General features: G+C 63.1%; 21 protein-coding genes and 1 pseudogene. 8 read left to right on the top strand and 14 right to left on the bottom strand.

The window, feature by feature from the left end:
• From F563_RS25360 to F563_RS0111160, 14 genes are all read right to left on the bottom strand, one after another.
• A partial coding sequence (locus tag F563_RS25360) for a helix-turn-helix domain-containing protein (protein ID WP_245557129.1) occupies positions 1-181 on the bottom strand: 181 nt, incomplete at its 3' end.
• A 92-nt stretch (positions 182-273) separates the two neighbouring features.
• Complete coding sequence (locus F563_RS24815; protein WP_156825147.1) at positions 274-570, bottom strand: hypothetical protein; 297 nt, start codon at positions 568-570, stop codon at positions 274-276.
• A 271-nt stretch (positions 571-841) separates the two neighbouring features.
• On the bottom strand, positions 842-1,057 hold the full coding sequence (locus F563_RS0111210) for a KTSC domain-containing protein (RefSeq protein ID WP_019014771.1): 216 nt from the start codon (positions 1,055-1,057) through the stop codon (positions 842-844).
• 33 nt (positions 1,058-1,090) lie between these two features.
• Positions 1,091-2,821 (bottom strand): ATP-binding protein, encoded by a 1,731-nt coding sequence (locus F563_RS0111205; RefSeq protein WP_211211420.1) that lies wholly within the window; start codon positions 2,819-2,821, stop codon positions 1,091-1,093.
• A 105-nt stretch (positions 2,822-2,926) separates the two neighbouring features.
• Positions 2,927-4,135, bottom strand: a complete 1,209-nt coding sequence (locus tag F563_RS0111200) for an SIR2 family protein (RefSeq protein ID WP_026299510.1) — start codon at positions 4,133-4,135, stop codon at positions 2,927-2,929.
• Positions 4,132-5,607: a TM0106 family RecB-like putative nuclease gene (locus F563_RS0111195; RefSeq protein ID WP_162140585.1), complete on the bottom strand. Its 1,476-nt coding sequence runs from the start codon at positions 5,605-5,607 to the stop codon at positions 4,132-4,134. The genes F563_RS0111200 and F563_RS0111195 overlap by 4 nt, the downstream gene beginning before the upstream one ends.
• A gap of 48 nt (positions 5,608-5,655) precedes the next feature.
• Positions 5,656-7,818, bottom strand: coding sequence for a 3'-5' exonuclease (locus F563_RS0111190; RefSeq protein WP_019014767.1), 2,163 nt, complete (start codon positions 7,816-7,818; stop codon positions 5,656-5,658).
• Positions 7,818-8,444, bottom strand: a complete 627-nt coding sequence (locus F563_RS0111185; protein WP_019014766.1) for a hypothetical protein — start codon at positions 8,442-8,444, stop codon at positions 7,818-7,820. The genes F563_RS0111190 and F563_RS0111185 overlap by 1 nt, the downstream gene beginning before the upstream one ends.
• Positions 8,445-8,463: 19 nt before the next feature.
• A complete protein-coding gene (locus F563_RS0111180; protein ID WP_026299509.1) occupies positions 8,464-11,289 on the bottom strand; it encodes a site-specific DNA-methyltransferase in 2,826 nt (941 codons plus the stop codon).
• A gap of 10 nt (positions 11,290-11,299) precedes the next feature.
• Complete coding sequence (locus tag F563_RS0111175; RefSeq protein ID WP_019014764.1) at positions 11,300-14,332, bottom strand: BPTD_3080 family restriction endonuclease; 3,033 nt, start codon at positions 14,330-14,332, stop codon at positions 11,300-11,302.
• The gene (locus F563_RS25615; RefSeq protein WP_084596532.1) at positions 14,329-14,523 is read right to left on the bottom strand and encodes a hypothetical protein; all 195 of its coding nucleotides are present in this window, start codon (positions 14,521-14,523) and stop codon (positions 14,329-14,331) included. Before F563_RS25615 ends, F563_RS0111175 begins: the two co-directional genes overlap by 4 nt.
• A gap of 108 nt (positions 14,524-14,631) precedes the next feature.
• Positions 14,632-15,153: a DUF6650 family protein gene (locus F563_RS24810; protein ID WP_156825146.1), complete on the bottom strand. Its 522-nt coding sequence runs from the start codon at positions 15,151-15,153 to the stop codon at positions 14,632-14,634.
• A gap of 62 nt (positions 15,154-15,215) precedes the next feature.
• Positions 15,216-16,130, bottom strand: coding sequence for a nucleotidyl transferase AbiEii/AbiGii toxin family protein (locus tag F563_RS0111165; RefSeq protein WP_019014762.1), 915 nt, complete (start codon positions 16,128-16,130; stop codon positions 15,216-15,218).
• Complete coding sequence (locus tag F563_RS0111160) at positions 16,127-16,864, bottom strand: type IV toxin-antitoxin system AbiEi family antitoxin domain-containing protein (RefSeq protein ID WP_019014761.1); 738 nt, start codon at positions 16,862-16,864, stop codon at positions 16,127-16,129. Before F563_RS0111160 ends, F563_RS0111165 begins: the two co-directional genes overlap by 4 nt.
• A 262-nt stretch (positions 16,865-17,126) precedes the next feature.
• Here F563_RS0111160 and F563_RS0111155 point away from each other — a divergent pair, with 262 nt between their 5' ends.
• From F563_RS0111155 to F563_RS0111120, 8 genes and pseudogenes are all read left to right on the top strand, one after another.
• Positions 17,127-18,080 carry an ArdC family protein gene (locus F563_RS0111155; RefSeq protein ID WP_019014760.1) on the top strand — a complete coding sequence of 318 codons (954 nt, stop codon included), beginning with the start codon at positions 17,127-17,129 and terminating at the stop codon, positions 18,078-18,080.
• On the top strand, positions 18,077-18,448 hold the full coding sequence (locus F563_RS0111150) for a DUF2958 domain-containing protein (RefSeq protein ID WP_019014759.1): 372 nt from the start codon (positions 18,077-18,079) through the stop codon (positions 18,446-18,448). Before F563_RS0111155 ends, F563_RS0111150 begins: the two co-directional genes overlap by 4 nt.
• Before the next feature lie 172 nt (positions 18,449-18,620).
• A complete protein-coding gene (locus F563_RS0111145; protein ID WP_019014758.1) occupies positions 18,621-20,771 on the top strand; it encodes a ParB/RepB/Spo0J family partition protein in 2,151 nt (716 codons plus the stop codon).
• A 59-nt stretch (positions 20,772-20,830) separates the two neighbouring features.
• A complete protein-coding gene (locus tag F563_RS0111140) occupies positions 20,831-21,052 on the top strand; it encodes a hypothetical protein (protein WP_019014757.1) in 222 nt (73 codons plus the stop codon).
• Positions 21,053-21,123: 71 nt separating this feature from the next.
• Positions 21,124-21,777, top strand: a complete 654-nt coding sequence (locus F563_RS0111135) for a hypothetical protein (RefSeq protein WP_019014756.1) — start codon at positions 21,124-21,126, stop codon at positions 21,775-21,777.
• Between the two features lies 1 nt (position 21,778).
• On the top strand, positions 21,779-21,973 hold the full coding sequence (locus tag F563_RS0111130; RefSeq protein WP_019014755.1) for a hypothetical protein: 195 nt from the start codon (positions 21,779-21,781) through the stop codon (positions 21,971-21,973).
• Positions 21,974-22,046: 73 nt separating this feature from the next.
• Positions 22,047-22,472 (top strand): annotated as a pseudogene (locus F563_RS22325) (hypothetical protein).
• Complete coding sequence (locus F563_RS0111120) at positions 22,469-22,711, top strand: DUF6117 family protein (protein ID WP_019014753.1); 243 nt, start codon at positions 22,469-22,471, stop codon at positions 22,709-22,711. The pseudogene F563_RS22325 and the gene F563_RS0111120 overlap by 4 nt, the downstream one beginning before the upstream one ends.
• Positions 22,712-22,758: the final 47 nt, after the last annotated feature.

Here is a 22,758-nt window from a genome sequence, read left to right as displayed (position 1 = left end):
GGCGTCGCCGCGCACCATGAGGCCGCGGCGCCGTGCTGCCGGTCGCGCGATACAACTGCGACCAACGCACCGCGCTCGCCACGCTCACCGAGAACAGCTTGGCCGCCTCGCGGCAACTCGCGCCATTCCGCATGGCCGCCACGACGCGATCACGCAGATCACAGGACAGGGCTCGGGTCATCGGCTGCTGGCCTCCAGCCCAGCCAGCAGCTTGAATCAGAAAACCAAACGCGCCGGAACACCCAATCCGATTCCACCAGAAGGAATCAGGCTCTAGACGAGCTCGGTCGCAGGCTGATTTATATCGAACGCCCGGACGTGCTGAGCGAGGCGCAGCGCCGCTCTGGGAGACGGGCGATCGCCCGGCGCCTTGCGGGTCAGGTTGAGGCTGCGCCGTGGCTCACGTTCGAGGCAGCAATTCAGGAGATCGAGGGGTTGCTTGCCACCCCAATGGACGACGCCGGAAGAGAACTGGTCGAAGCCTGGCGCGGTTACCTTGTCCGCCGTCATCAGGAATCTCTGGAGCTTCTCGCGTGACTTCAGTTCATCGGTAACCCGCGCATCGGCCATGTCGAGTCAAGCGAACGTCGATCGCAGACGAATACGGGACTGGCGAGGATTGTCCCACCCGAGGGGCGACGGCAGTCTAACCTGTATAGTATATGGAACCACGATTGTCGAACACTGGGCGCGTCCCTTTCAGCGCACCACCAGTCCGTCCGGAGTTTCGACGGTCCTCGATATACTTGACACGCGATCTTGCGCGAGGGACGGCGGCGCCAGGAGCAAAGCGAGTAGCACCCGGTTCAGCGCAAGCCGCACGCGCCAAGCAGCAACGCCATCATAGCTTGCCGTACTGATAGTTCGGCTTAATTCGTGTATTGAGATAGGTGCCCTTGGAATCTGCTTGCAGAAACTCCTGGAAGACCCATTCCTCCACCCCGTAGTAGACGTAGGTCTCGCCAGACTTCAGGAACCGGACATGAAGTTCCTGCGTCGTCGCATCGTAGCCGATCGCTTCCACATTCGATGAATCGACAAATATCATTTCAGGCATTGGCAGGTTCCTCCCCCCTCGTCATCATTCTCATCAAATCTCGGCAGAGGTAGACTGAGCACGCCAGTTCGCGAGAGCGCGAGAATACAGAGCGCCGTCAGGCCGTTCGGCCACCTGCCACACTTCCGGCAGTTTCGGATCATCGCCGACCGGTTTTTGCTTTGCCTTGCGCACGCGAACGCGCGACGGAATCGGCATGACTTCGCCGAGAAATATGCCCTCGCCCGTCCGCAGCGATGGCAACTGTTCAACCAGCCCGCCAAGGTCATCCGGGACGGCGGCAGCAACCTTGGCGCGGTCCGCTGAGTTGGTGATCCGCAACGCAATCAGGGAGCCGCATTGGCTCAGCACGGCGCTGTCGATTTCCGATGGGCGCTGGGTAACCAGCATGAGACCGGTCCCGTACTTCCGTCCCTCCTTTGCAATCATCGACAGCGTGCGGTGGGCGGAGGTCTCGTCACCCTCGGGAACAAACCGATGGGCCTCGTCTAGGACAACGAGGAGCGGCTGCTCGCGCCCCCCGACCGAGAGGTCCTGCGCCCAGAACAGCATGTCGTAGACCACCCGGAGCATCGTGCCGACGATTGTCGGGAGCACTTCGGACGGCAACCCGGAAACATCGAAGATTGTGATGGGCTTGTCGTGCCCAACCCAATCCCGAACCAATGAGTCCAGATCGGTCGCGACCTCGCCGTCAAGGTTAGGTTCATATCCTCCGCCGGGCGAGAACAAGAACGAGAAGCGGCTGTCTTTCAGGCGGCTGCGCATAAGGTCGAGGTGGCGTTCGATGTTTCGCTTGCGCTGGTTTTTGTATGGGGCCTGGTTATACGGACTCGCTGCCGGGTAGCGATCGGATCTCAGGGCTGCGGCATCGCCCGCCTCTTCCGGAGCATTGGCATTGTCGTCTGTCTGCGGATTGGCGACCGGAAAGGTTACCCTCTCGAACTTATCCAGCTCATACCAAAGGCGCTTGATGCTAAAAGGTACAGGCGAGTCCGCAGTGAGCGTCTCCGGCGGCGGTTGTATCGCAAGACGCTGCGCCGCAGCGACTTTCATGTCGAGCACTTGATCGCGGATAGCGGCTTCGTGGTTCGGCTGGAGACCGCCCAGCGTGAGCTGCTGAAGCTCGGAAAACGGAAGCGCCCAGAACGGTACCCAGAGCGGCCTTTCTCCTGCTGCTTCATCGGGCCGGATGCGGAATACCCGCGCCTTGTCGCCAAGCGCTGTCGCATACTCGCCGTGTGGATCGATGACGATCGCGCGGGCATTCGGCAGGCTGCCGTCAGCGACTGTTTCAAGAAGGACGGTGACAAGATTCGATTTGCCTGCGCCGGTAGATCCGACAATGGCGCTGTGCCGGCTGACCAGACCGGCGACGCTGATGTCGGCGGAGATTCCCGAAGTGGCCGCTATCTGGCCAACGGAGATCGTGCCCTTCTTGCCCTTCGACCAGCCGTAGATCACCTTGAGATCGTCATTGGTGACCAGGTGAACCTCATCGCCAACCGTAGGATATTGGCCGACGCCGCGTTCAAATTCACCACCAAGACCTTCGCCGAACAGCACGATAGTCATCCAGCGAAAACCCGAAAGGCGAAGCTGGGAATCGGTTTCAAGAGCTGCGCCGAAAGCGCCTTCAGCGCTGCCCGGAGGGGCCGCGTCGGCGCCGATCTGGGTGCAGACGGCGTAAAGGTTTGTGTAGCCCAAAGGGACACGAAAGAACCCGCCGATCTGGCCTACGCGGTAAGACTCGCCGCCGATCATTACGAGCGTTGAGGGCATGTCTTCGCGAAGCCGGACGCGCACGATGGCTCCGGTAACGGAAGCGACCTGGCCGATATATGTGGGGTCAGCGAGAGGCACGGCGAACTAGCCCACCGTCATGGACTGAAGAAAATCGCAGAAGCAGGCAAAGTCTCCGATCTTCATGCGCCCGGTTTTCGTTGGCTCGCCCCCGGCGGGTGTTGCCTCCTTCAGCTCGAACACGTCAGCCATAAATGAAGGGCTTTCCACCGGAGCCCATGCTGCCTGCCGGCCGCCAATGATTCCGGTCTGCGGTCCCACCACGATCATGTTGGGTCTCTGGCCTGCACGCTTCGCGAGATCGCCCTCGCCGGGCAACTCGTCAAACTGAAGGGCATATACGTGCGTGCGGGGCCTGTTCTCTAAGGCGCCGAAAATCAGATTATTGATGTGCTCGTCACCGAAGCTGAATCCAGCAACGATCAGCAGGGCGTCGTCCTGCTCAAGGAATCGGCTGAGCCGGTCGGTAAAGGCGGCATACGGTTGCTGCCGTGACTCATCGTATTTCTGGAATGACGGGTAGATCATCTCGCCGGCAAGATCGGGCTCACCACGGACGACCCGTACCCGCCCGTCCTGATCGATCCGCCGCCACGTCACCGATCCGTGCATCTTCCAAAGGCGCGTCCAGTTGGCCCCAGGGGCGGATTCCGAACGGCGCAGGCTGTCGGGATGGAAGAAGGGGCGATAACTTCCGACGAAACCGTCGAACATAGGGATGCGCTCAGCCTCAAGGCCGTGCTCGACGAGAACGTCGTAGTTGACGGTAAATATCTCGATGGGCTTTTGCCGCGATGTCTTGACGAGCCAGCGGGCGAACTTGCGGTGCGGAAAATCGCTCGGGATGCCGGTCAGGTCGGGCGTGACGACCCTCGCGATGGTCTTGCGCACGCTTTCTTCGAGCTTCTCAATCTCGTCTTTCTTAAGGCCCAGAAGCGTATCGTCATTGCCGACGGCGCTTATCATCATGCGCAAGCGCGAGAGGATGTTTTCAGCATTTGGGTCGTGTCCGTTTTCCTTGCATTGCCCCTCGATCGAATCCCACGCCTTCGCATACTTCTCGCCCAGCTTCGCTGCATCATCCTTGGCGATTGCCGTGAGCCCGGCGACAGCCGGTATGAGCGGGCGTGTCTTGCCGCCCTCGGCAGGAACGCGGACAGCGCATGACGTGCCGGCGCCAAAGAAGAAGGCGATGGGTTTATCGTGACGCGCAAGATGGTCCCTGAGATCGGATAGGGTCTTCTGGGCGTCATGTGCCGGCGACGTGGCGTTCATGCTGCACCTGGCGGGATCACAGTCAGGTCATCAAGGGCATCCCGAAGAACGCGGGTCGCGCGGCAATCGTCTTCGTTGTAGTCGAGTACGCGCTGGCGGATCGCCGGATCGCCGGTCGCTACCCATCTGTGGAACCATTCAATCGATGCTGCGCCTGACGGATGCGTATCGCGCCAAGAAAAGCCGAGATACTTGGCCAGGGTCTTGATCGAGAAATCCCATGTCGGCCATTCGGTCGCCTTTTTCACCACGTCGTTGTAGAGGTCGATCGCGTGCGCCGGGTCGAATAGGTCCTCGATGTCCTGCGCGCTGCAAACATCGGGATACTTCTGCTGGAGTTTGCGGTAGATCGTGCGTTCGTATTTTGAATAGTAGTAAATGGCACAGGGCTGACGTTCTCTAATCAGGTCCAACGCGCGCGCAAACGCCTGCCGCTCCGATTCCGGCGCTATGTCATCGACAAAGGCAAAAACGAACTGCTCGCTGCCATTAACGCGGCCGCGGCGATCAACAAACCCGTGCAGATAGCAAACATCCCGCATGGGATCGACCTCGATATCAAAGAACAACTCCCGTTCAAAATCCGGCAAGTGAATGGGCGAGCGAAGAAATGGCCTGGCGTCATCGGCGGTCAGCAACTTCGCGCGGTCATGAAATTTCTGGAGCGTGTCCGGCCCGATACCGGGGAACACGGTCTTCTTGCCAGCAAGGAACGTTGCGGGGTCTGCGGCGGCGAACTGAGCCACGGAGCGCACTGCGCCGTACATCGTGTCGCGCCTGGACCTGCCTAGCTCCGGGATCATGGTAAGATCGCCGGCTTCCTTCAGGCTCTTCACGCAGGCGGAATACCAGTGGCAGAGCTTGCAAACGGCTCCATAAGCCGGGAGCGTCTGCTGCCGGCCCGCGACGATCGCCTCTGCTTCGGCAAGCGCCTCCTGATAGTCGTCCCACAGCGTTCGCTGATCGCGCTTTCCGTAGGGCTCCTGAAAATCGTAAGAAACCTCGTCGCCGTGAATATCCCAAACGAATGCCCGCCGGGCACCGGACAAACCCTTCCTTTCCAGGATGTCCGTATAGAGACCAAGCTGTACGGCGTAGCGGATTTTGGGCTTTGAGTCGTCCTCCGGACCTTCCTCGCCGGCTCCCGATTTTATGTCGCCTGCGATGTAGCCGGCACCCTCCTTGCGCAGCAGGTCAGGATCGCCAAGCAACCCGTCCGCTTGAATTCGCCCGCCGTAGATGAGGGCGTCGCCCCGCCCCATCGCTTCAAGCGTAAGGCGTTCCTTCTCTTCAGCCGCAAAAGGAGAAAGGTCGGTAAAAGGCGTCTTAAGACCGGCAATGACCTCGCGCTCGTAGAGGGAGCCACGTTCCCAGAGAAGTTCGACGAAGGCATTGGGCTCGTCTCGCTGAGCCGGTTCCGCAAAGAGGTCCATCGTCACGCGATGCGGACACCCGACCAGATCGTAGAGCATCGCAGCAGTGATAGGGGCCGTCATGTCACATTGCCTCTCGCATCGCGTTCATGGCGCGCCCCCCGCAGCGTTTTGCGCCGAGGGCATGCCGCTTGCCTCATGACCGGCAGCAGGCTCCGCAGTACTGACGGTCAGGTCGGCAAGAAACTCCGATGCCGGGGCGACGCCGGTGATCAGCAGGCAGTCGCGGGCGCGGGTGCAGGCGACATAAAGCAGATGGCGCTCCGTGTTGTAGACCTCTTCGAGATCGGATTCGTCGGAGACGGCCTCGATCCGCTCTTCAAGTGGCAGCACGCCGTCATCGCACGCCATGACGGCGACGCCGCGGAACTCAAGGCCTTTGGCCTGGTGCATCGTGCTGATGGCAACCTTGCCCGCAGCCGAGGCAGCGTCTTCGCCCAACTCAATGTAATCGGCCTTGGCAATCTGCACGGCCTTCCGGGCGCGCTCCATTTGCGCGTCGGCCCTGACGAACACGCCGATTTCGTGCGGCTGATAGCCTTCACGCAGGCGCTCCCCAATCCAAGCAGCGACCGCTTCCATCTCCAATTCCGCGTTCGGCACGACCTTGATCACGGGCGGCGGGCCGTTGAAGACGGAGACCGTGCCTCTGCGGCTTTCGACAAGCCCGTCAACGTCGGCGAGCGCCAGCGGCAGCAGGCGGTCGGCCTGCGCCCTGATCTGGTGCGAGGTGCGGTAGTTGATGCGCAGCGTGTGCGAACGCCCACGGACATCAACCCCCAGCGCCTTCCAGGAAAAGGGCGTCTGGAAAATGCGCTGGCCCAGATCACCGGCCAGGAAGAGGCCATCCGGCCGCCCTCCCGCAAGTGCCGCAAGAAAGCGCAGCGGCGCGACGCCAAGGTCCTGCGCCTCGTCGGCAACGACGAAGTCAAACGGCCGTTTGCCGCGATCGGACAGGTCCGCGGTCAAGCGCGCAAATACGCCGGGCCAGGTCGTCAGCCCACGCGCTTCGAGTGCCGTCCGCAGTCCGGTGAAAATGTCCCAAAGCTGCTCGCGCTGCCTGCCGCCGATCCTGGTCTTGCGTCCAAGACGCGCGACATCGCGGTATTCTTCCCAGCTTTGCAGGTTCCAGGCGTCAACGACATCGGTCCATTCATTCAGCAGAAAGTTCGTATCGAACCGCGCCGGCTGCTCCTTCTGCGCCGCGTCAGCCAGCATCGCCCGGATCGTGTCATCTGCCGCAATCGACGGCGAGCCGAAGCGCTCGGTGTAAAGACGGCACGCCAGGTCGAAGATTCCTTCCACGGTGATGCGCCCGGCGACGGATGGCTCATTGCCGGCGAGATGGCTGAGCCTGACCCGCAACGCATTGGCAAGCGCCGTCGAGAACGTCGTCAGCAACACGCGCGAGCCCGGTGATTGCCGTGCAAGGTGCACGGCGCGATGCAGCGCGACGATGGTCTTGCCGGTGCCCGCCGATCCTGAAATCCGGGTCGGCCCGCCGAACGCGCGCTCGACCAAAGCGCGCTGGTCCGGGTGCAGGAAGACAGCCCATTTCTCCCAGGGGTATTCGAGCGCGCGCTCCAGCTCCTCGACATTGGTGAGCACGCGGAAGCGCCGCTGGGCATCCGGGTGGGTGAAAGGATCGGCCTCGACCGGCAGCACCTTCAGCGGCTCGGGCCTTTCGCCGACCGCAAGCCTCAGGATCGCCTCCTGCGCCTCCTGCGGCAGGTGGGTGATGACATCAAACAGCGTGTCTTCATCGGCTCCCCGCACGTCATCGACCCATTCCTCCGGCACACCGAAGGCCATCAGCTCGAACTTGCGTAGGTTCTCGAACAGCTTTGGCTTGATCGGTACGTGCGCGGGCGCAGCCACCGGCTCCCCCGCCTGCGGGCGCGGCGTTACAATCTCTTCGACCCGCTCGCGAATCTCGACGAGCTGCATCGCGCCCGTCGTCGGGTGGCGCTCGATCTTGCGCCGTTCGGCCCATTTGTAGGCGTCGTCGTGATGGTCGACATAGGCAAGAAGCAGGCTCGCGGCAGACTTGTGCACGATCAGGCGGATGTCGGCATTGACGCGCACCGACCAGAAATTCGGGTCCCTGGCGCGGTCGATCTTGTGGAACTTCATGCCCGGCGCCGCCGGGTTGAGCTGAAGGTCGAACGCCGTCGTCTTCACAGACTTCTGCTCCTGCGCCGTCAGGCGCAGCAAAGAATCTGTGAAGGTATCGGCGATTCTGAATTCCATCACGCCGCCTCATCATCTGGAGGCGGCTCGGCATCCATTGTTCTGACCGCCACCAGTTTCCGCTCAGCTATCCTGGGAATCAGTTTGTCCTGATCGTGCGTGATTAGCGCCGTGAGAATCTCGTCAGGCATATCCGGGTAGTCGCGGCGCAATTCCAGAATGGCGCGGGCATTTTCGATCTTGAGACTGCGCAGCGACTCTTCCTTCATGGCCGTTTCTATCTGCGCTTGCTTGGCCCCCTGCTTCCTGATTTCCCGATCGTCCTTGTCAAAGAACTTTATGAGCCGACCGATGATACGCTCGACGGCCTTGCAGGCTTCGCCTAGACCAACAAAGTCTATGCCGCCCGGAGAGGCATACTCTATGCGAGCGACGCGAAGCCGCGAATGTGACCTTGCAATGGTTCGTGCCCGGGTCAGCAACCAGTCATTCGAAAAATCGACATTCTCGCCGAACGACATGGCGACGGTCGGTCGCTCGAACCAGAAATGCTCCATCCAGAAATAGGGCGGCTCGCGCAGCAAACGGCAGCTCAATGCGGCTTTGTAGTAGAGCGACTCAACGCCCTTGAGGACTTCAATAAAGTCCTCTGGCTCCCAGCTTCCTTCTATTTCAAGCCGCAGCACTATGCCCCCTCAACAACAACTAGACCGAAAAAACTTTCATCACCTCGTCGCCGAGGTGATTGATGACCTTCACCGCGATGCGGCCGGAGGCCGGCTTTGGGAACGGCCGCGACGTGTCGCTGTTCAGGCTCGCCCACGCCTCCTCGTCGATCTCGGCCTTGAGCGTCGTCTTGAGCGCCTTGTAGGGATCGTTCGCCCCGAGGAAATAGGCGTGGCGGACGAAGAAGCTTTCTTCGTTGTAATCCGTGTCGATCATCCAGAGCGCGATCGATTCCGGCCCGCCGCTTTCGATCTCCCCGGTCTGCGGCTTGAACACGTCGATGCCCTTGATCCTGACGCGAACCATCCCGCCCTCGAGCGTCTCGATGTCGATGTCAGGCTCGCCGAAGACGACGAACAAATTGCCTGAGGCCGTCGCCTTCAGATCGTCGCCCATGTGCAGATCGGGATTCATGCGCGCCTTGAGCACGGGCACGCGGCCGAGCTTGTCGAATTCGGCCGAGTGGGCGTCGTAGTTGAAAGCGCAGGCGATCAGCACATCGAATCCCGCATCGCCCGCCTCGCGCGCCGCTGCGACAAGATCCGGGCGCGAGACGGTGCCGAATTCGGGACCGATGAGAATGCCGGCCCGCCTCTCCCTGTCGCCCTCCATGAATTTGCCTTCGGCGCAGATATATCTGCCAGGCCAGCCGGCGAGCGACGTGAACGTGATCCGGTCTTCCTTTTGCGCCTGCTGCACGCCCGCGGCCTTGAGGTTCTCGAGGATCATGTCGGCGAAGTCCTCCGGCGTGGCGGAGCCGTTGTGGCGATACCGGCGCCCGGGCTCGGCCACGCCCTCCATCAGCCGATCGTCGGCATCGACCGCGACGACACGATGCGGCGAGAGGCTCTCGACCGTGAACGGTCCGGCCACGCGCACGCGCGAACTGTCAGTGTAAGGCTTGTCGTAGAGATACTCGAACTCCGCCTTGGCGGCGATCGAGGCGTCGATTTCCTTCTGCCGGGCGATCCGCGCCTGCCACCATTTGCCGTGCGCGTCCTTCGCAGCCGCCGGCCACTTGTCCTCGGCCTCGCGGGGGATTTCCCATTCCTCCCAGGAGTTCGAGAGAGCCTTATTGAACGCAGCGCGCAGCGGCTCCAGCGTCTCCTGCCACTTCTCCCAGATCACGTCGATCTCGGCATTGTTGGCGATGGATTTGAGCGTGATGTGCGGCACGCGCTCATAGACGAAGCCGAGGCGGATATTGCCGTGGGTCGGCGCCGTACGCGGCGCGGATCTCGTAACCTCCGCTTCCTTCATTTGCCCTTCGGGCGAGTCGGCAAGCAAGTAATAAGGGTAGCGCGCGCCCATGATGCGCGAGCGCGCCAGCGCCAGCGCCACGCGGCTGGTGTCGATGGTGATCCAGCGCCGACCCCACTGCTCAGCAACATAAGCGGTAGTGCCGGAGCCGCAGGTCGGGTCGAGGACCAAATCACCAGCATCGGTGCTCATTAGCAGGCAGCGTTCGACGACCTTTGGCGAAGTTTCGACGACGTAGCGCTTATCTGACGTGAAACCGGCGATACCTGTGTCGCTCCACACGTCGTCCTCAGAGAAGGCAAGAAAGTCGTCAAAGTAGCGAACGTAATACAGACCTTTCCCAGTTGAGCTTAAGCGATCCGCCTTTTGAAGACGGCTCATGCCGAGCTCATTGGTCTTCCAACGAACCTTTTCGGAAGGACGATATGTGTTTCCGTGATACTCGACCGGAAACCAAGAGGCAGCGCCCTCTCCTTTGTCACGGCCAACACTCTGGCTCGTTAGGTTATCGATTCGAAAAACCTTCGCGTTCTCAGGGACGGGAGACATTCCCTTCAATTCATCATCGGTAATCGGCCGTTCAGTGAGGTCAGGTAGCCTAACTTTCTTGTACGCGCTGCCTCCCACTCCGCCGATCTGCTTCAAGGTCAGAGGTTGTCTGTATTTGAGCTTTTCTCTGTCTCTCGCATAGAAAAGGATAATATCGTACGTACCAGGAAGAAATTCTGACGTTGCACCTGCAGTTTTTGCAAAAACGATTTGAGCGATAAAATTCTCTGGTCCGAATACTTCATCCAATAATGACTTCAAAAGGTGGGAATTATCTGAGCCAATCTGCACGAAGATCGACCCGCTTTCATGTAGAAGGTCGCGCGCAACGGTGAGCCTGTCGCGCAGATAGGTCAGATATGAGTGAATCCCGTCCCGCCACGTGTCGCGGAAAGCGCGCACCTGCTCGGGTTCGCGAGTGACATGCTCTGCCTTGCCATCTCTTACATCACGGCTGGTCGTCGACCATTGGAAGTTCGAGTTGAATTTGATCCCATAGGGCGGGTCTATATAGATGCACTGCACCTGCCCACGCAGCCCCTCGCGCTCGGCGAGGCTCGCCATGACGCTCAAGGAATCGCCCAGGATCATCCGGTTCGACCAGTTCTGATCGTGCTGATAGAATTCGGTCTTTGCTTCCAGATCGTGCAGGCCGTTGAAGTCGCCGAAGAGGTCCGGTGCCGGGGGCGCCTTCTCCTTCGCCCGCGCCTTCGACTCGCGCTTGAGATCGTCGATCAGGACCTTCGGGTGCACCTTCTCCTGGATGTAAAGCGGCGGGGCATGGACGATCAGATCGGACCAGTCCTGCTCGTCCTTGCCGCGCCAGACCAGCTGCGGATCGAGGTCGCGGTTGCGGCGCTGATAAGCGAACTGGACGGGGGACTTGTCCTCCTCCCGCATCAAGCTCTCGAACTCGGCGGTCGGGATGTTGCGCCGCTTTGCGTCCTTGTGCGTGAGGGCTTCGACCTCGATCGTCTTGTTTCTGCTCCTGTTCATTCAGGCCCCCTTACGCCGCCTTCTGCTTCACGAATTGATCGACCAAGGCCTTGAAACGCGCGTCCATCTCATAGACCGCCGTGAACTCCGCGAACGCCCACCGGCCGAACTTCGCGAGATTGTTAACACCCGGCACCCAATAGGCGCGCATGGTGTTCGCCTTCTCCTTGGCGTTCTCGCCGCGATAGCCCTTCACCTCGACGATCAGATTGAGCGGCTCTTCCTCGCCGTCATCGATCCGGACGATGAAATCGGGGATGTAGCGGCGTGGCGTCGCGCCCATCAGATACGGCACTTCGAGGCCGAGATTCTGATTCTTCACATAGGCGCGCACGCGCGGATGCGATTCCACGACGCGGCAGAATTCGGCCTCCCAGTCGCTGTCGCAGATGACCCAGTTGATGTGGCATTTACGCGGGTCGGTCTGCCAGCGCGTCTCCTTCGACGTCGTGAAGTTGATGTAGCGCGTCGAGCCGGTCGGGTTGTACGGATCGAGGATGGCCTTGACGGGATTGTCGCCGGCGAGCGTCACGGTGATCGCGGCCTTGATGCGCTCGCAGGCCATATCGGCGATCTCCTGATAAAGGAGCTGCGCCGGATAGGTGCCGCCGGTACACCTGAGGTAGCCGCCCTCCAGCCACTGGCGGGCGATCGCCTTGAGCTGACCGAAGAGATGCAGCTTCGGCGCTTCGCCGGGATCGCGGTACTTCTGATAGAGAAGGTGCTTGGCCAGGTGGAACAGGATGGTCGAGCGGCGCATGTCGTTGAGGTGCTCGACCGTCAGGTCCACGCCCTCGCCGATGATGCCCTGGTTCTTGGTGATGGACGGCCCGACAAGGGCGGGTGTCAACTCAAGCACCGAGTCCTTGTCGAAGCGGGCGGTGAGCTGCTCGTCCGGCAGCTCGACGCGATAACCCTCGACGCGCGGGAAACGGATTTCCAGCGCATCCCTCTCCGGGCTGACGGCATGGACGCGGATCGTTTCGCGCGGCTTTACCGGCGGGGCGACGACGGGCTTCGCCGCAAAGTCGAACGGGATGCCGAGAATGTCGGCATACTCGACGTTGAAGAGACCTTTTTCATTCAGGTCGTATGACTGGCGGCGCAGGCCGCGGCCGACGACCTGCTCGCAGAGAAGCTGTGTGCCGAAGGCGCGGACGCCGAGAATGTGCGTGACAGTGTTGGTATCCCAGCCCTCGGTGAGCATCGACACCGAGACCACGCAACGCACCTGTTCGCCGAGCCGGTCTTTCTTGCCGACGGTGTTCATCACCTCCCGCAGCAGATCCTGGTCGGTGATGTTGTCGGCGGCGCGGACGTCGCCGGTGCGCTCGACGATCTCCCTCCGGAAGCGGTCGATTTCGTCGGCGGCCATTTCCCGGAAGTCCTTGTCGAGCGCCTCGCCGGATTCGAGCTGTTCGCTGTCGATCAGCAGCGTGCGCGGCCGCGGCAGACGGTTGCCGTGCTCATCGAAATTCCGGAACAGCGGAAGCCGGCCATTCTCCAGCGTGCTGGTGCCGTCGTCATTCTCGCGCTGGAAGCCGGATATGTAGTCATAGACGAGTTTCGAGGTTGCGGTGTTGTTGCAGACCACGATGAAGACCGGGGGCACAGCAATGCCGGCCTGCTCCCAAAGGTCGAAGGTCTTCTGATAGTGGCCATAGAGGGCGTCGAGCGCGGTTTGCAGTTCGACGGGTAGGCTCAGCGGATCAAGCTTGGCGCCGGCGCCGCGCCCCTTCTTCGGCAGCTTCTTGCCGATGTGCTCCCACAAGTTTCTGAACTTCGGCGTGTCGCCGCCCGGCACGTTGTCGGCGACGGGCACGCGTGGCAGCTTCACGATCCCGCACTCGATCGCATCCATCAGCGAGAAGTCGCTGACCGTCCACGGGAAAAGCGTGCCTTCGGCATAGCCGGAGCCGCGCAGGAAGAAGGGCGTTGCGGACAGGTCATAGACCGCGCGCACACCAAGCTTGCGCTTGACCGCCTCGATCCCGGAAATCCACAGCCGCGCCGCCTCGTTGTTCTTCTTCGCTTCGTCCTTCTCTTCGCCCTTCAAGTCCTCGACATCATCGTTCTGCGCCCGCTCGCGATAGCAGTGATGCGCCTCATCATTAAGGACGACGACGTTCTTGAGTCCCATCAGCTCGGGCATGACCCGCTGGATCATCTGCCCTTCGGTCTCCAGCGTCTGGAGCGTCTCGCCACGCCAGCCTTCGATGGCGGCGCGCGTTCCTTTCGACACCTCCATGCGCTCGCGCAGCTTGAAGGCGTGATAGTTGGTGATGACGATCTTGGCGCGGTCGATGTCGGCGAGCATGTCGCTCGGCACCAGTTCGCGGCTCTTGTAGTAGCTGTCGGGGTCGTTGGGCATCAGCACCCGCAGGCGGTCGCGGATCGTGATGCCGGGTGCAATGATGAGAAAGCCGCGCGAGAAGTGTTTGCTGTTGGGATGGCGAGCGGCATTGACCGTCTGCCAGGCAATCAGCATCGCCATGACGGTCGTCTTGCCGGCGCCGGTCGCGAGCTTCAGGGCAAGGCGAAGCAGTTCGGGGTTCGCCTGGGCATTCGCTCCTTCGATATGCGCCCAGAACTTCTCGGCACGCTTGCCGAGCTTCGGCGCGACCTCCGTCAGCCAAATCGCCGTTTCGATGGCCTCAACCTGACAGAAGAAGGGGCGCTGGCTCTGGAAGGGATGATGGCGCCAGTGCTGAAGCAGCCGCGCCGTCTCGGGTGTCACCTGCCAATCGTTCGGATTGGGCAGGTTGCGCCAGCTATCCACATAGGAGCGGATTTCATTGATAATCGGTGTCGGGTTGTACTCCTGCTCCTCGCTCGAGAGGCCCTTGCCTTCGTCGAAGACCATTTCCTTCTGGCCGCGCTTCTGCCGCCGCTTCTTGGGCTGCGGCACCGGCGTGATGAGCTCCGAGCGCCGTCTTGTCTCAAGGATCGTGTTCGTGGGCTGCCCGTCGGCCAGTTCCCAATGGCGGGCGGGATAGCCGTATGGCGAATTCAGAATCGGATGTTCAAAGAAGTGCTGCGTCACCGCTGATCCCCCCGATCGGCAGGCAGTTTTCGGCCCGCCTCGCGCACCGCCTCGTTCTCGGAGACGTATCGCCGCATGAACTCCCGTATCACTTGAGCCGCCGGCCTATCCTGGGCACGACAGATCTCAAGGAAATCGTCACGCAGCTCGCGCTCAACCCTTATGCGAAGTCCGGCGTCTTTGCCTGCCATTGTGGTAGTGTAGCCAATGGATACACATTTGCATAGCGGCGACTACGGGATGCCGAGCTGGGCCAAGTGCCGTCGCGGGTTGCGCGCCGGTTTCGGGAATCCGCCCTGTCACGATGCGTCCGCCGACGGAAGGATCGACGCCAGCTCTGGCTCGATATCAAGACCGTACTGATATGCGAGAGCCGCGATGTGTGTGCCGAACGTTGCTCGCAGCTCGCCCAATGCGACGAAAAATGACGGGTCCCCTTCCTCATCACCCCTGTGCCTCCATCGCATGATGTTGCGAAAGTCAGGCATCGGCTCCTCGAGGAAACGACGACACGCTGCGCGCATCGCGCGGATCGATCCCGCCGCGCGCGATGTCTCGGGCAAAGCCTGCAAGGTCTTCGTCAATATCTCCCGCATTTGCAGCACGGAGGACGTGACCTGGGACACGACTTCCAAGTGATACGGAACGAACTGGACGCGGCGATCTTCCAGAGCGGTCAGTAGTCCTCTGACTATTTCGCGCTCATCGGCAGGAGGCGTCCATTGGACGCCGAAAAATGGCAGCGAAAATCCAGTTAGCCGATGCGCCAGAGACTTCGCCGCAATTCGCCCCTTCTGAGTGATATCTCGCGATTTGCGCATGTTCGCCCTTCCCTAACGATCTCCGTCGCTGTGCCCGACAAGAGTTGTTCTCCAGCCCAGACTCATTCCAGCACTCTCCTGAGCGCGTCGGACTGCTCGGCGAATTTGCGCGCATTGGCCTTTCGCAGCTTCTCCAGGTTCTGCAGTTTCCATCGGAGGCCGGGGAGCTGCTCCAGATGCGGCACTTCGAGCAGCGTCCATTCGGGTTCTGCGGCGACCAATGACAGCAGGAATCTGCGCTCGTCGGCCGTTAGACCTTGCTGAAGCTCGCGCACCATCCGCTCGCGTGCCGCGAGGAGCGCATCGAGCTCGACGGGCTCGGCGGTCATCCCCGCGAAATTGTGCTCGAACTCCTGACGGATATCGCGCAGCGACGGAAACAGGACCTCATGCACCGGCCGGTTATGGCTCGCGAGATAGACGACGAACGCGCGGCGGATGCCCGCCGTGATCCCCTCGTGCGCGAAGAGCTGCATGATGTCGAACAGATCGCGGGGGTGCTGGCGGTCCATCGCAGCGACCAGCTTGCCGCCGTACACGTCTTCAAGTGACGCCACTGGGATATCGAGATCCGCTTGCAGCGTGTCACGCGCCTTCTGTGTCAGCGACGCCGTGCGCACCGGATGAACGGTGCCGCGCATGACGAAATTGACCTCGACCTTGACCTCGATGGCGCCCTGCCGCACCAGCAGCTTGGTTTCGCCGGCATCCGCCGAAGCCGGCGCGTGGGTCTGGAATCCGTGCTTCCTGAGGCGTGCAACGGACTGGCCGATGGCTTCGTTGATCCGCTTGAGCGCCTCCTCGCGCGGCAGCGCGTAGTCGGGAAACACCAGGTCGAGATCGACCGAGAGCCGCGGCATGTCGCGTACGAAGAGGTTGATCGCCGTACCGCCCTTGAGCGCGAACGTGTCGTCGACGAGCACGAACGGCGCGACGCGCGTCAGCAATCGGGCGCTGTCGAGATAGACTTGGTTCACGGCTTCAGCACCAGCAGGCCGTCAGCCGAACGCGACACCCACGGCCGGTCGCTGCCCTTGGGCAACTGGGACGGGTCGAGCTTGCTGGCCCAGGGCTGGGAGAGCTCGCGGCCGAGCTGCAGGCAGAGGCGCACGGTCTTGACGCTGGTGCAGTGCTTGAGCAGGTCATTCAGGACGTCAGCACGCAGGCTGTAGCTGCTCTCCACCAGCTCGCGCGCTTCCTGCAGCGGCTGGCGAACGCCGACCTCGCTCAGAACCTCCAGCAGTGCGCGCTCCGGCGCCGAGACGAGCGGAGCGCCTTTGCGGTTCTCGAACGGCCGGACGTGCAGCAATGCACCGGGGCGCTCCTCGAACAGCCGCTTGCGGTGATACTCAGCCGGAAAGCGCTGGGTGAACCACTCAGGGAGGCGCCCAGCCTTCCAGCCGTAGAGATGAAGGACAGGCCGCTGCGACACGTAGTGGCGGATGCCATGCCAGTCGAGCGCGGACTTGCCTCCGACATGCAGGCCTTCAAAGCTTCGCTGCAGCAGCGCGATACTGGGGTGCAAGGCGGGCGGATCGTTGGGGCGGCAGTAAACGCCGCGCGCCAGCCGCTCCAGCCACCCAGCCCTCACATAATGGACCGCGAGGTCGGCCGATATTCCGAGGGCGGCGAGGTCCTCGGAGGTCAGCGGCGTCCCTGGCGCCAGGCAGGTGTAGAGCTTGTTTAGCTTGTCTCTTTGAGTCGTAGCCATACTACGATTATATGAACAATTTCAAAACCGGGCAAGCTTGACTTCAACGACTGGATCGTAGCCAGACTACGACTATCTGCGCCAATCCAAATGAACTGAGGGGAAAGCCTTCCCCTGCGGCCGAGCCGCGGTCTCGGGCCGACCCCTTCTAGCGGGGAGACCCCGCAACGCCCCCTATAGAGAGTGAGAGTGCGGACCGGGTTTGCCGTGACGGGTTGAGGGCTGGAGGAGAGGCCTCCGGCGCCCGTCGCGGAGAACCGCGATGTCCAGACACCAACGCAACACTCGCTCCGGCGCGAACCGGGCGAGCCTTTACGACGACATCACCAACAAGATCATCGCCGAGCTGGAGGCCGACCGCGTGCCCTGGGTCCAGCCTTGGGGGACGGCGGCGGCGAAGGCGCCGCTCGCCGTGCCGGCGAATGCCGCCACCGGCCGCGTCTACTCCGGAATCAACGTGCTGATCCTGTGGGGCGCGGTCGTCGAGCATGGCTTTCCGGTCCAGAGCTGGCTGACCTTCCGCCAGGCGCTATCGCTCGGCGGCCATGTCCGCAAAGGCGAGCGCGGCACCACCGTCGTCTACGCCGATCGCTTCGTTCCAGACGACGAGAAGAAGCGCGCGCAGGAGACCGGCGAGGAAGCGCAGCCCATTCCGTTTCTGAAGCGCTTCACCGTGTTCAACGTCGCGCAGTGCGAGGATCTGCCCGACGGCCTTGCCGTCGCGCCGCCTGCGCCGGAGCCCGGCCTGATCGAGCCGCGCGTCGAGGCGCTGATCAAGGCGACCGGTATCGACTTCCGCATTGGCGGCGATCGCGCCTTCTACGTGCCGGCCCACGACTACGTCCAGGTGCCGCCGCCGCAGTCTTACTTCGAGCCTATAAACTGGCACCGCACGGCCCTGCATGAGCTCGGTCATGCGACTGGGCATGCGTCCCGCCTCGGCCGCGACCTGTCGGGCTCCTACGGCTCGAAGACGTACGCCTTTGAAGAACTCGTCGCCGAGATGAACGCGGCCTTCTGCTGCGCCTCCCTCGGCATCATCCCGACGGTGCGCCACGCCGACTACATCGGCTCGTGGCTAGAGGTGCTGCGCGAAGACAATCGCGCCATCGTCCGCGCCGCGTCCCAGGCCAGCAAGGCGGCCGACTGGCTGCTTGCGTTCCTCCCCGAAACCGAGACGGCCGGCGAACGCGCGAACGACAGGAGGGCAGCATGATCCTCCTGACCGACGACCTGCGCGAGCGCCTGCTCGCTAACGGCCTTGATCGCGGCGCCGACCATGTGCCCGTCGTCAAGTTCTTCAACCCGCTCGGCGAGGGCGTCTGGCTCGCGACCGAGCTGGACGCCGATGGCGACACGCTCTTCGGCCTCGCCGATCTCGGCTGTCCCGAGCTCGGCAGTTTCTCGCTCGAGGAACTGGTCTCGATCGTCCTGCCTTTCGGCATGGGAATCGAGCGCGACATTCTCTTCACCGGCGACTTCCCGATCTCGGTCTGGGCGGAGGCCGCCCGCGAAGCGGGAAGCATCCGGGCGGCCGAGCGCATCCTCTACCAGGCGGTCTTGTCTCGTCGCGATGACGCGTGACGCCCATCCTGAAACCCGCAGAACCGGAGATGAGCGTTTGCGCATCTCCGGTTCTGCGCTCCGGACCGCCAGGCGGCGGCGCCGTCCTCAGAGTGAGAGGGCGGCGCTTCGCTTCGTGACGGGTTGGAAGCCGAGGGAGAGGCTCTCGGCGCCCGTCGCGGAGTATCCCGACATGGCAAAGGCTGCCAGGAAGATCGTCTTCTCGCGCTCGCGCGACATCCCCTTCAACAAGCTCGTGCTCTCGGAGTCCAACGTCCGGCGCACCCGGCCGGAGGCCGAGCTCGACGAGCTGGTCCATGACATCGACCGGCGCGAGGACCTCGTGCAGGGCCTCAACGTGCGCGCCATTCTCGACGCGGACGGCAACGAGACCGGCATGTTCGAGGTGCCGGCGGGCGGGCGCCGCTATCGCGCGATCGAGCGCCTGGTCAAAGCCAAGCGCTTCCCGAAGGACGGACTCGTCCCCTGCATCGTGCGCAAGTCCGACACCAGAATCCTCGCCGAGGACGACTCCCTCGCCGAGAACCTGCTGCGCGCCGGCCTTCACCCGCTCGACCAGTTCCGGGCGTTCCAGGACATGCTCGACAAGGGCATGACCGAGGAAGAGATCGCCGCGGCCTATCTCACGACGGTGCAGGTCGTGAAGCAGCGCCTCCGTCTCAACGCGGTCTCGCCCGTGCTGCGCGATGCCTATGCCGAGGAGCGCATGACGCTCGACATGCTGATGGCCTTCACCGTCAACCCGGACCACCAGCGCCAGGAGCAGGTGTGGGAGGCCGTGCAGCATTCCTACAATCGGCAGCCCTGGCATATCCGCCAGTTGTTGACCGAGACCACGATCCCCGCCTCCGACAAGCGGGCGCGCCTGGTCGGCATCGACGCCTATGTCGCGGCAGGAGGCGCCGTTCTGCGCGACCTGTTCGAGGACGACGACGGCGGCTGGCTCGCCGACCCGGCGCTCCTTCACCGCCTGGTCAGCGAGAAGCTGAAGGCGGTCGCGGACGAGATCGCCGCCGAAGGCTGGAAGTGGATCAAGATCGACCTCGACCTGCCCTACGGCTACGACCACGGCCTGCGCCAGATCGGCGGCACCTTCGTCGATCTCACCGAGAAAGAGCGGGACGAACGCGAGGCGCTGCGCGCCGAGTACGACCGGCTCGAAGCGGAATATGACGGCGCCGACGAGCTGCCGGACGAGATCGACCGGCGCCTGGGCGAGATCGAGGAGGCGCTTGAAGCCTTCGAGAAGCGTCCCGTCGTCTATGACCCCGCCGACATCGCGCGCGCCGGCGTTTTCGTCAGCGTCGATCGAGACGGCGACCTCGTGGTCGATCGCGGCTATGTGCGGCCCGAAGACGAGGCGCCGATCACCGTCGGACGCAGCGACGCCGAAACCGACGGAGAATCCGACGGGGACGATGCTCCCGCGGCGCCGTCCGCTCAACGCGCCGTCATCACGATTGGCGGCCAGGGCACGGACGCGGACGATGACGAGGAGGACGACGCCATCAAGCCGCTGCCCGAGCGGCTGGTCATCGAGCTCACCGCCCATCGCACGCTGGCGCTGCGCGACGTGGTCGCCAACCATCCGCATGTCGCGCTGACGGCGCTCCTACACAGGCTGGTGCTCGATGCGTTCAAGCGCAACGCGCACGGCTGCGCCGTCGAGGCGTCGGTCCGGGAGGTCCACTTCCCCGTTCAGGCAACCGACCTGAAGGACAGCGCCTCCGCCAAGGCCATCCAGGCGCGCATGGAAGCCTGGAAGGCGGACATGCCGCTCGATGACGACGATCGGTTGTGGGACTGGATCGCCGAGCTCGACGATGCGAGCCGCCTCGCGCTGCTCGCCCACTGCGTCAGCTACGGGATCAACGCGCTTTATGAGCGGCCGAACCCCCATAGCGGCTATGGCGTGACCCAGCACGGGCTCGACCGGCGCATGCGCGATGCCGATCGGCTGGCGCGCGCCACCGGCCTCGACATGGTGGAGGCTGGTTGGCGGCCGACGGTGGCGAACTATCTCGGCCGCGTCACGAAGAGCCGGATCGTCGAAGCCGTGCGCGAAGCCCTCGGTGAGCAGAAGGCGCAGCTCATCGACCACCTCAAGAAGCCCGAGATGGCCAAGGAAGCCGAACGGCTGCTCGCCGACGCCGGCTGGCTGCCGGAGCCGCTGCGATCCGCCGATCCCGACACGAGCACCACAGACGCGAGCGAGGCCGAAGGCGAGGAAGCGCTGCCGGCCTTCCTCACCGACGACGAGGACGAGCAGGCGGATGACGGCGAAGGCGATGCCGACGACCCGGCGATGATCGCCGCCGAGTGACGCGACCACGGCGGGAGCGGCCTCACCGCTCCTGCCGCCCCACAATCAGGAGCAATCCGATGACCAAGCTCAGCTCGGCCACGCCTTGCCGCGTCGTCTTCCAGTATCTCGTGCCCGTCCATGTCGAAGTCGAGGACGGCCTCGTCCACAGCGTGAAGGTGATCGACGAAACGCCCGTCGAGAGCCCGACCGTCGTGGAAGGCGATGCCGACTATCTCGAGGAGGCGGTCAAGGCAGCTGATGACGGCCAGCCCTGGCCGTCATGGCAATTCGGCTACTAGCCCGCCTTCTCTCCACCCAACCCCAACAGCCCGGCCGCCGCGCCGGGCTTTCGCGTTTTCAGGAGGCTGTCATGCCCGCTTACACCGTTGAAACGACCTACCGCGTGCCGGTCTACCGGCAGCGCACCTATGAGGCTGCAACACCAGCCGAAGCCTGCCGCCGGGCCATCGAGGACGATGACTGGTCCAACGACAAGCTCGACTACGAGGCTGCCGGCGAAACCTATGTCACCGGCATCTGGCTTGGGGCGGATGCTGCCTATTCAGGTGACACCGTCCCGGTCCCATCGCACTTCGATGAAACCATTCAGCGGAAGGCCGCGCACTTCGAGGTGCTGTTCGGCCTTCTGAAGATCGTCATTGCGGATGAGGTCGCCCAGCGGCGCACGGATGCCTACTGGCTCGCACGGGCGAGCGCCGCGGTCGCGAAGGCCGAGGCGATCCTTGCTGGAGCGCGCGATCCCGACGAACCCGTCACGGCTCCACGCCCACGTCACGTCCTCGCGCAGCTCCAGGAGGACCGCGTCCGCGACCAGATCGCCGCGATCGTCGAGACCGATGCCGAGTTTGCGAGTCTCAGCCCGGGCGCCGTGTCGGACGCTGATATTCACAGCGCATGCGTGTCCGTCGCCGCCAACATCGACTTGTCGGAGGAAGTGGGCGCAGCGGAATTCCGCGCGGCGCTCGCCGCCCTGCGAGCGGCGAAGCAGGCGGACGGAGGCTGAGATGCACGGCACCTATCTCCGCCTCGGCGTCACCGTCTGGGACAGCGACCGCACGGTGATCCGCGCGGCACGGCGCAAACTCACGCGATCGGCACGGCGCGATCCGGCGAAGCGGGAGGCCCGCAAGCAATTCTACCGCGAGATGCTGGAGCATCACGCCAACGCGCAGCGCCTCGTCGCTGAATTCCGGCTCTGACGCCGTCAACCGCAACCCCGTCCTTCAACCAGCCCGGCCATCGCGCCGGGCTTCGTCGTTTCAGGAGCCTGACATGGCCGACTTCTTCACGCACTTCTCCTGCCTTCTCGATGTCCGCACGCCGGAGAACGCCGCGCGTGCGCTCGATCTCTACAATCGCATGATGGAGGAGAACACCGCCGAGGACCCGCCATCCGAGGCGTTTCTTCTTTCCATCCAGCCCGAGCATGGCGGAACGCAGCTCTGGATTCGCGATGACACGACCGGCGATCCTCAGGCTGTCATCGAATTCGTGCTCCGCTGCGCCGAGGAATTCGGCCTCACCGGACGGTGGGGCTTTCAGTGAGCGAATACCTGCTCGCGCCCGCGCGTGAACGCCTTCGGTGGCGGCGCGCACGTCCTCGACCTCGGCCGCCGCAGGACCGTCGCCTGGATCGCGACCAATGGCTGGCTCGACCGCACCTTGTCCGCCCGGCCGGGAAAGCGAGGTGCGCGATGAGCATCCCCGATCACGCGCGCGCCAATTTCGCGACGCTGCTCCGTGCTGCGGCGGACGGCAACCTCGCGCTCATGGAATGCGCCGACGCCATCACCGGCGAGGCACGCTACGTCATCTGCGCCGTGGGGCGCGACGGCACGGACTTCGTGTTCACGCCGTTCGGCCATCTCGCCGACGGCAACCCCTTCGACGCCTACGTGCCGCCGTCCGCAACCCTGCCGGACGAACCGGCTCCCTGATCCTCGCGTGCGTGGCGGCGCGCGGTGAAGGCGGCGGCGTGACGAGA

It is taken from the genome of Elioraea tepidiphila DSM 17972 (genome assembly GCF_000378465.1).
GTDB lineage: Bacteria > Pseudomonadota > Alphaproteobacteria > Acetobacterales > Acetobacteraceae > Elioraea > Elioraea tepidiphila.
The sequence above is the reverse complement of the archived record's forward strand: the minus strand, read 5'-3'. Positions and strand labels throughout refer to the sequence as shown.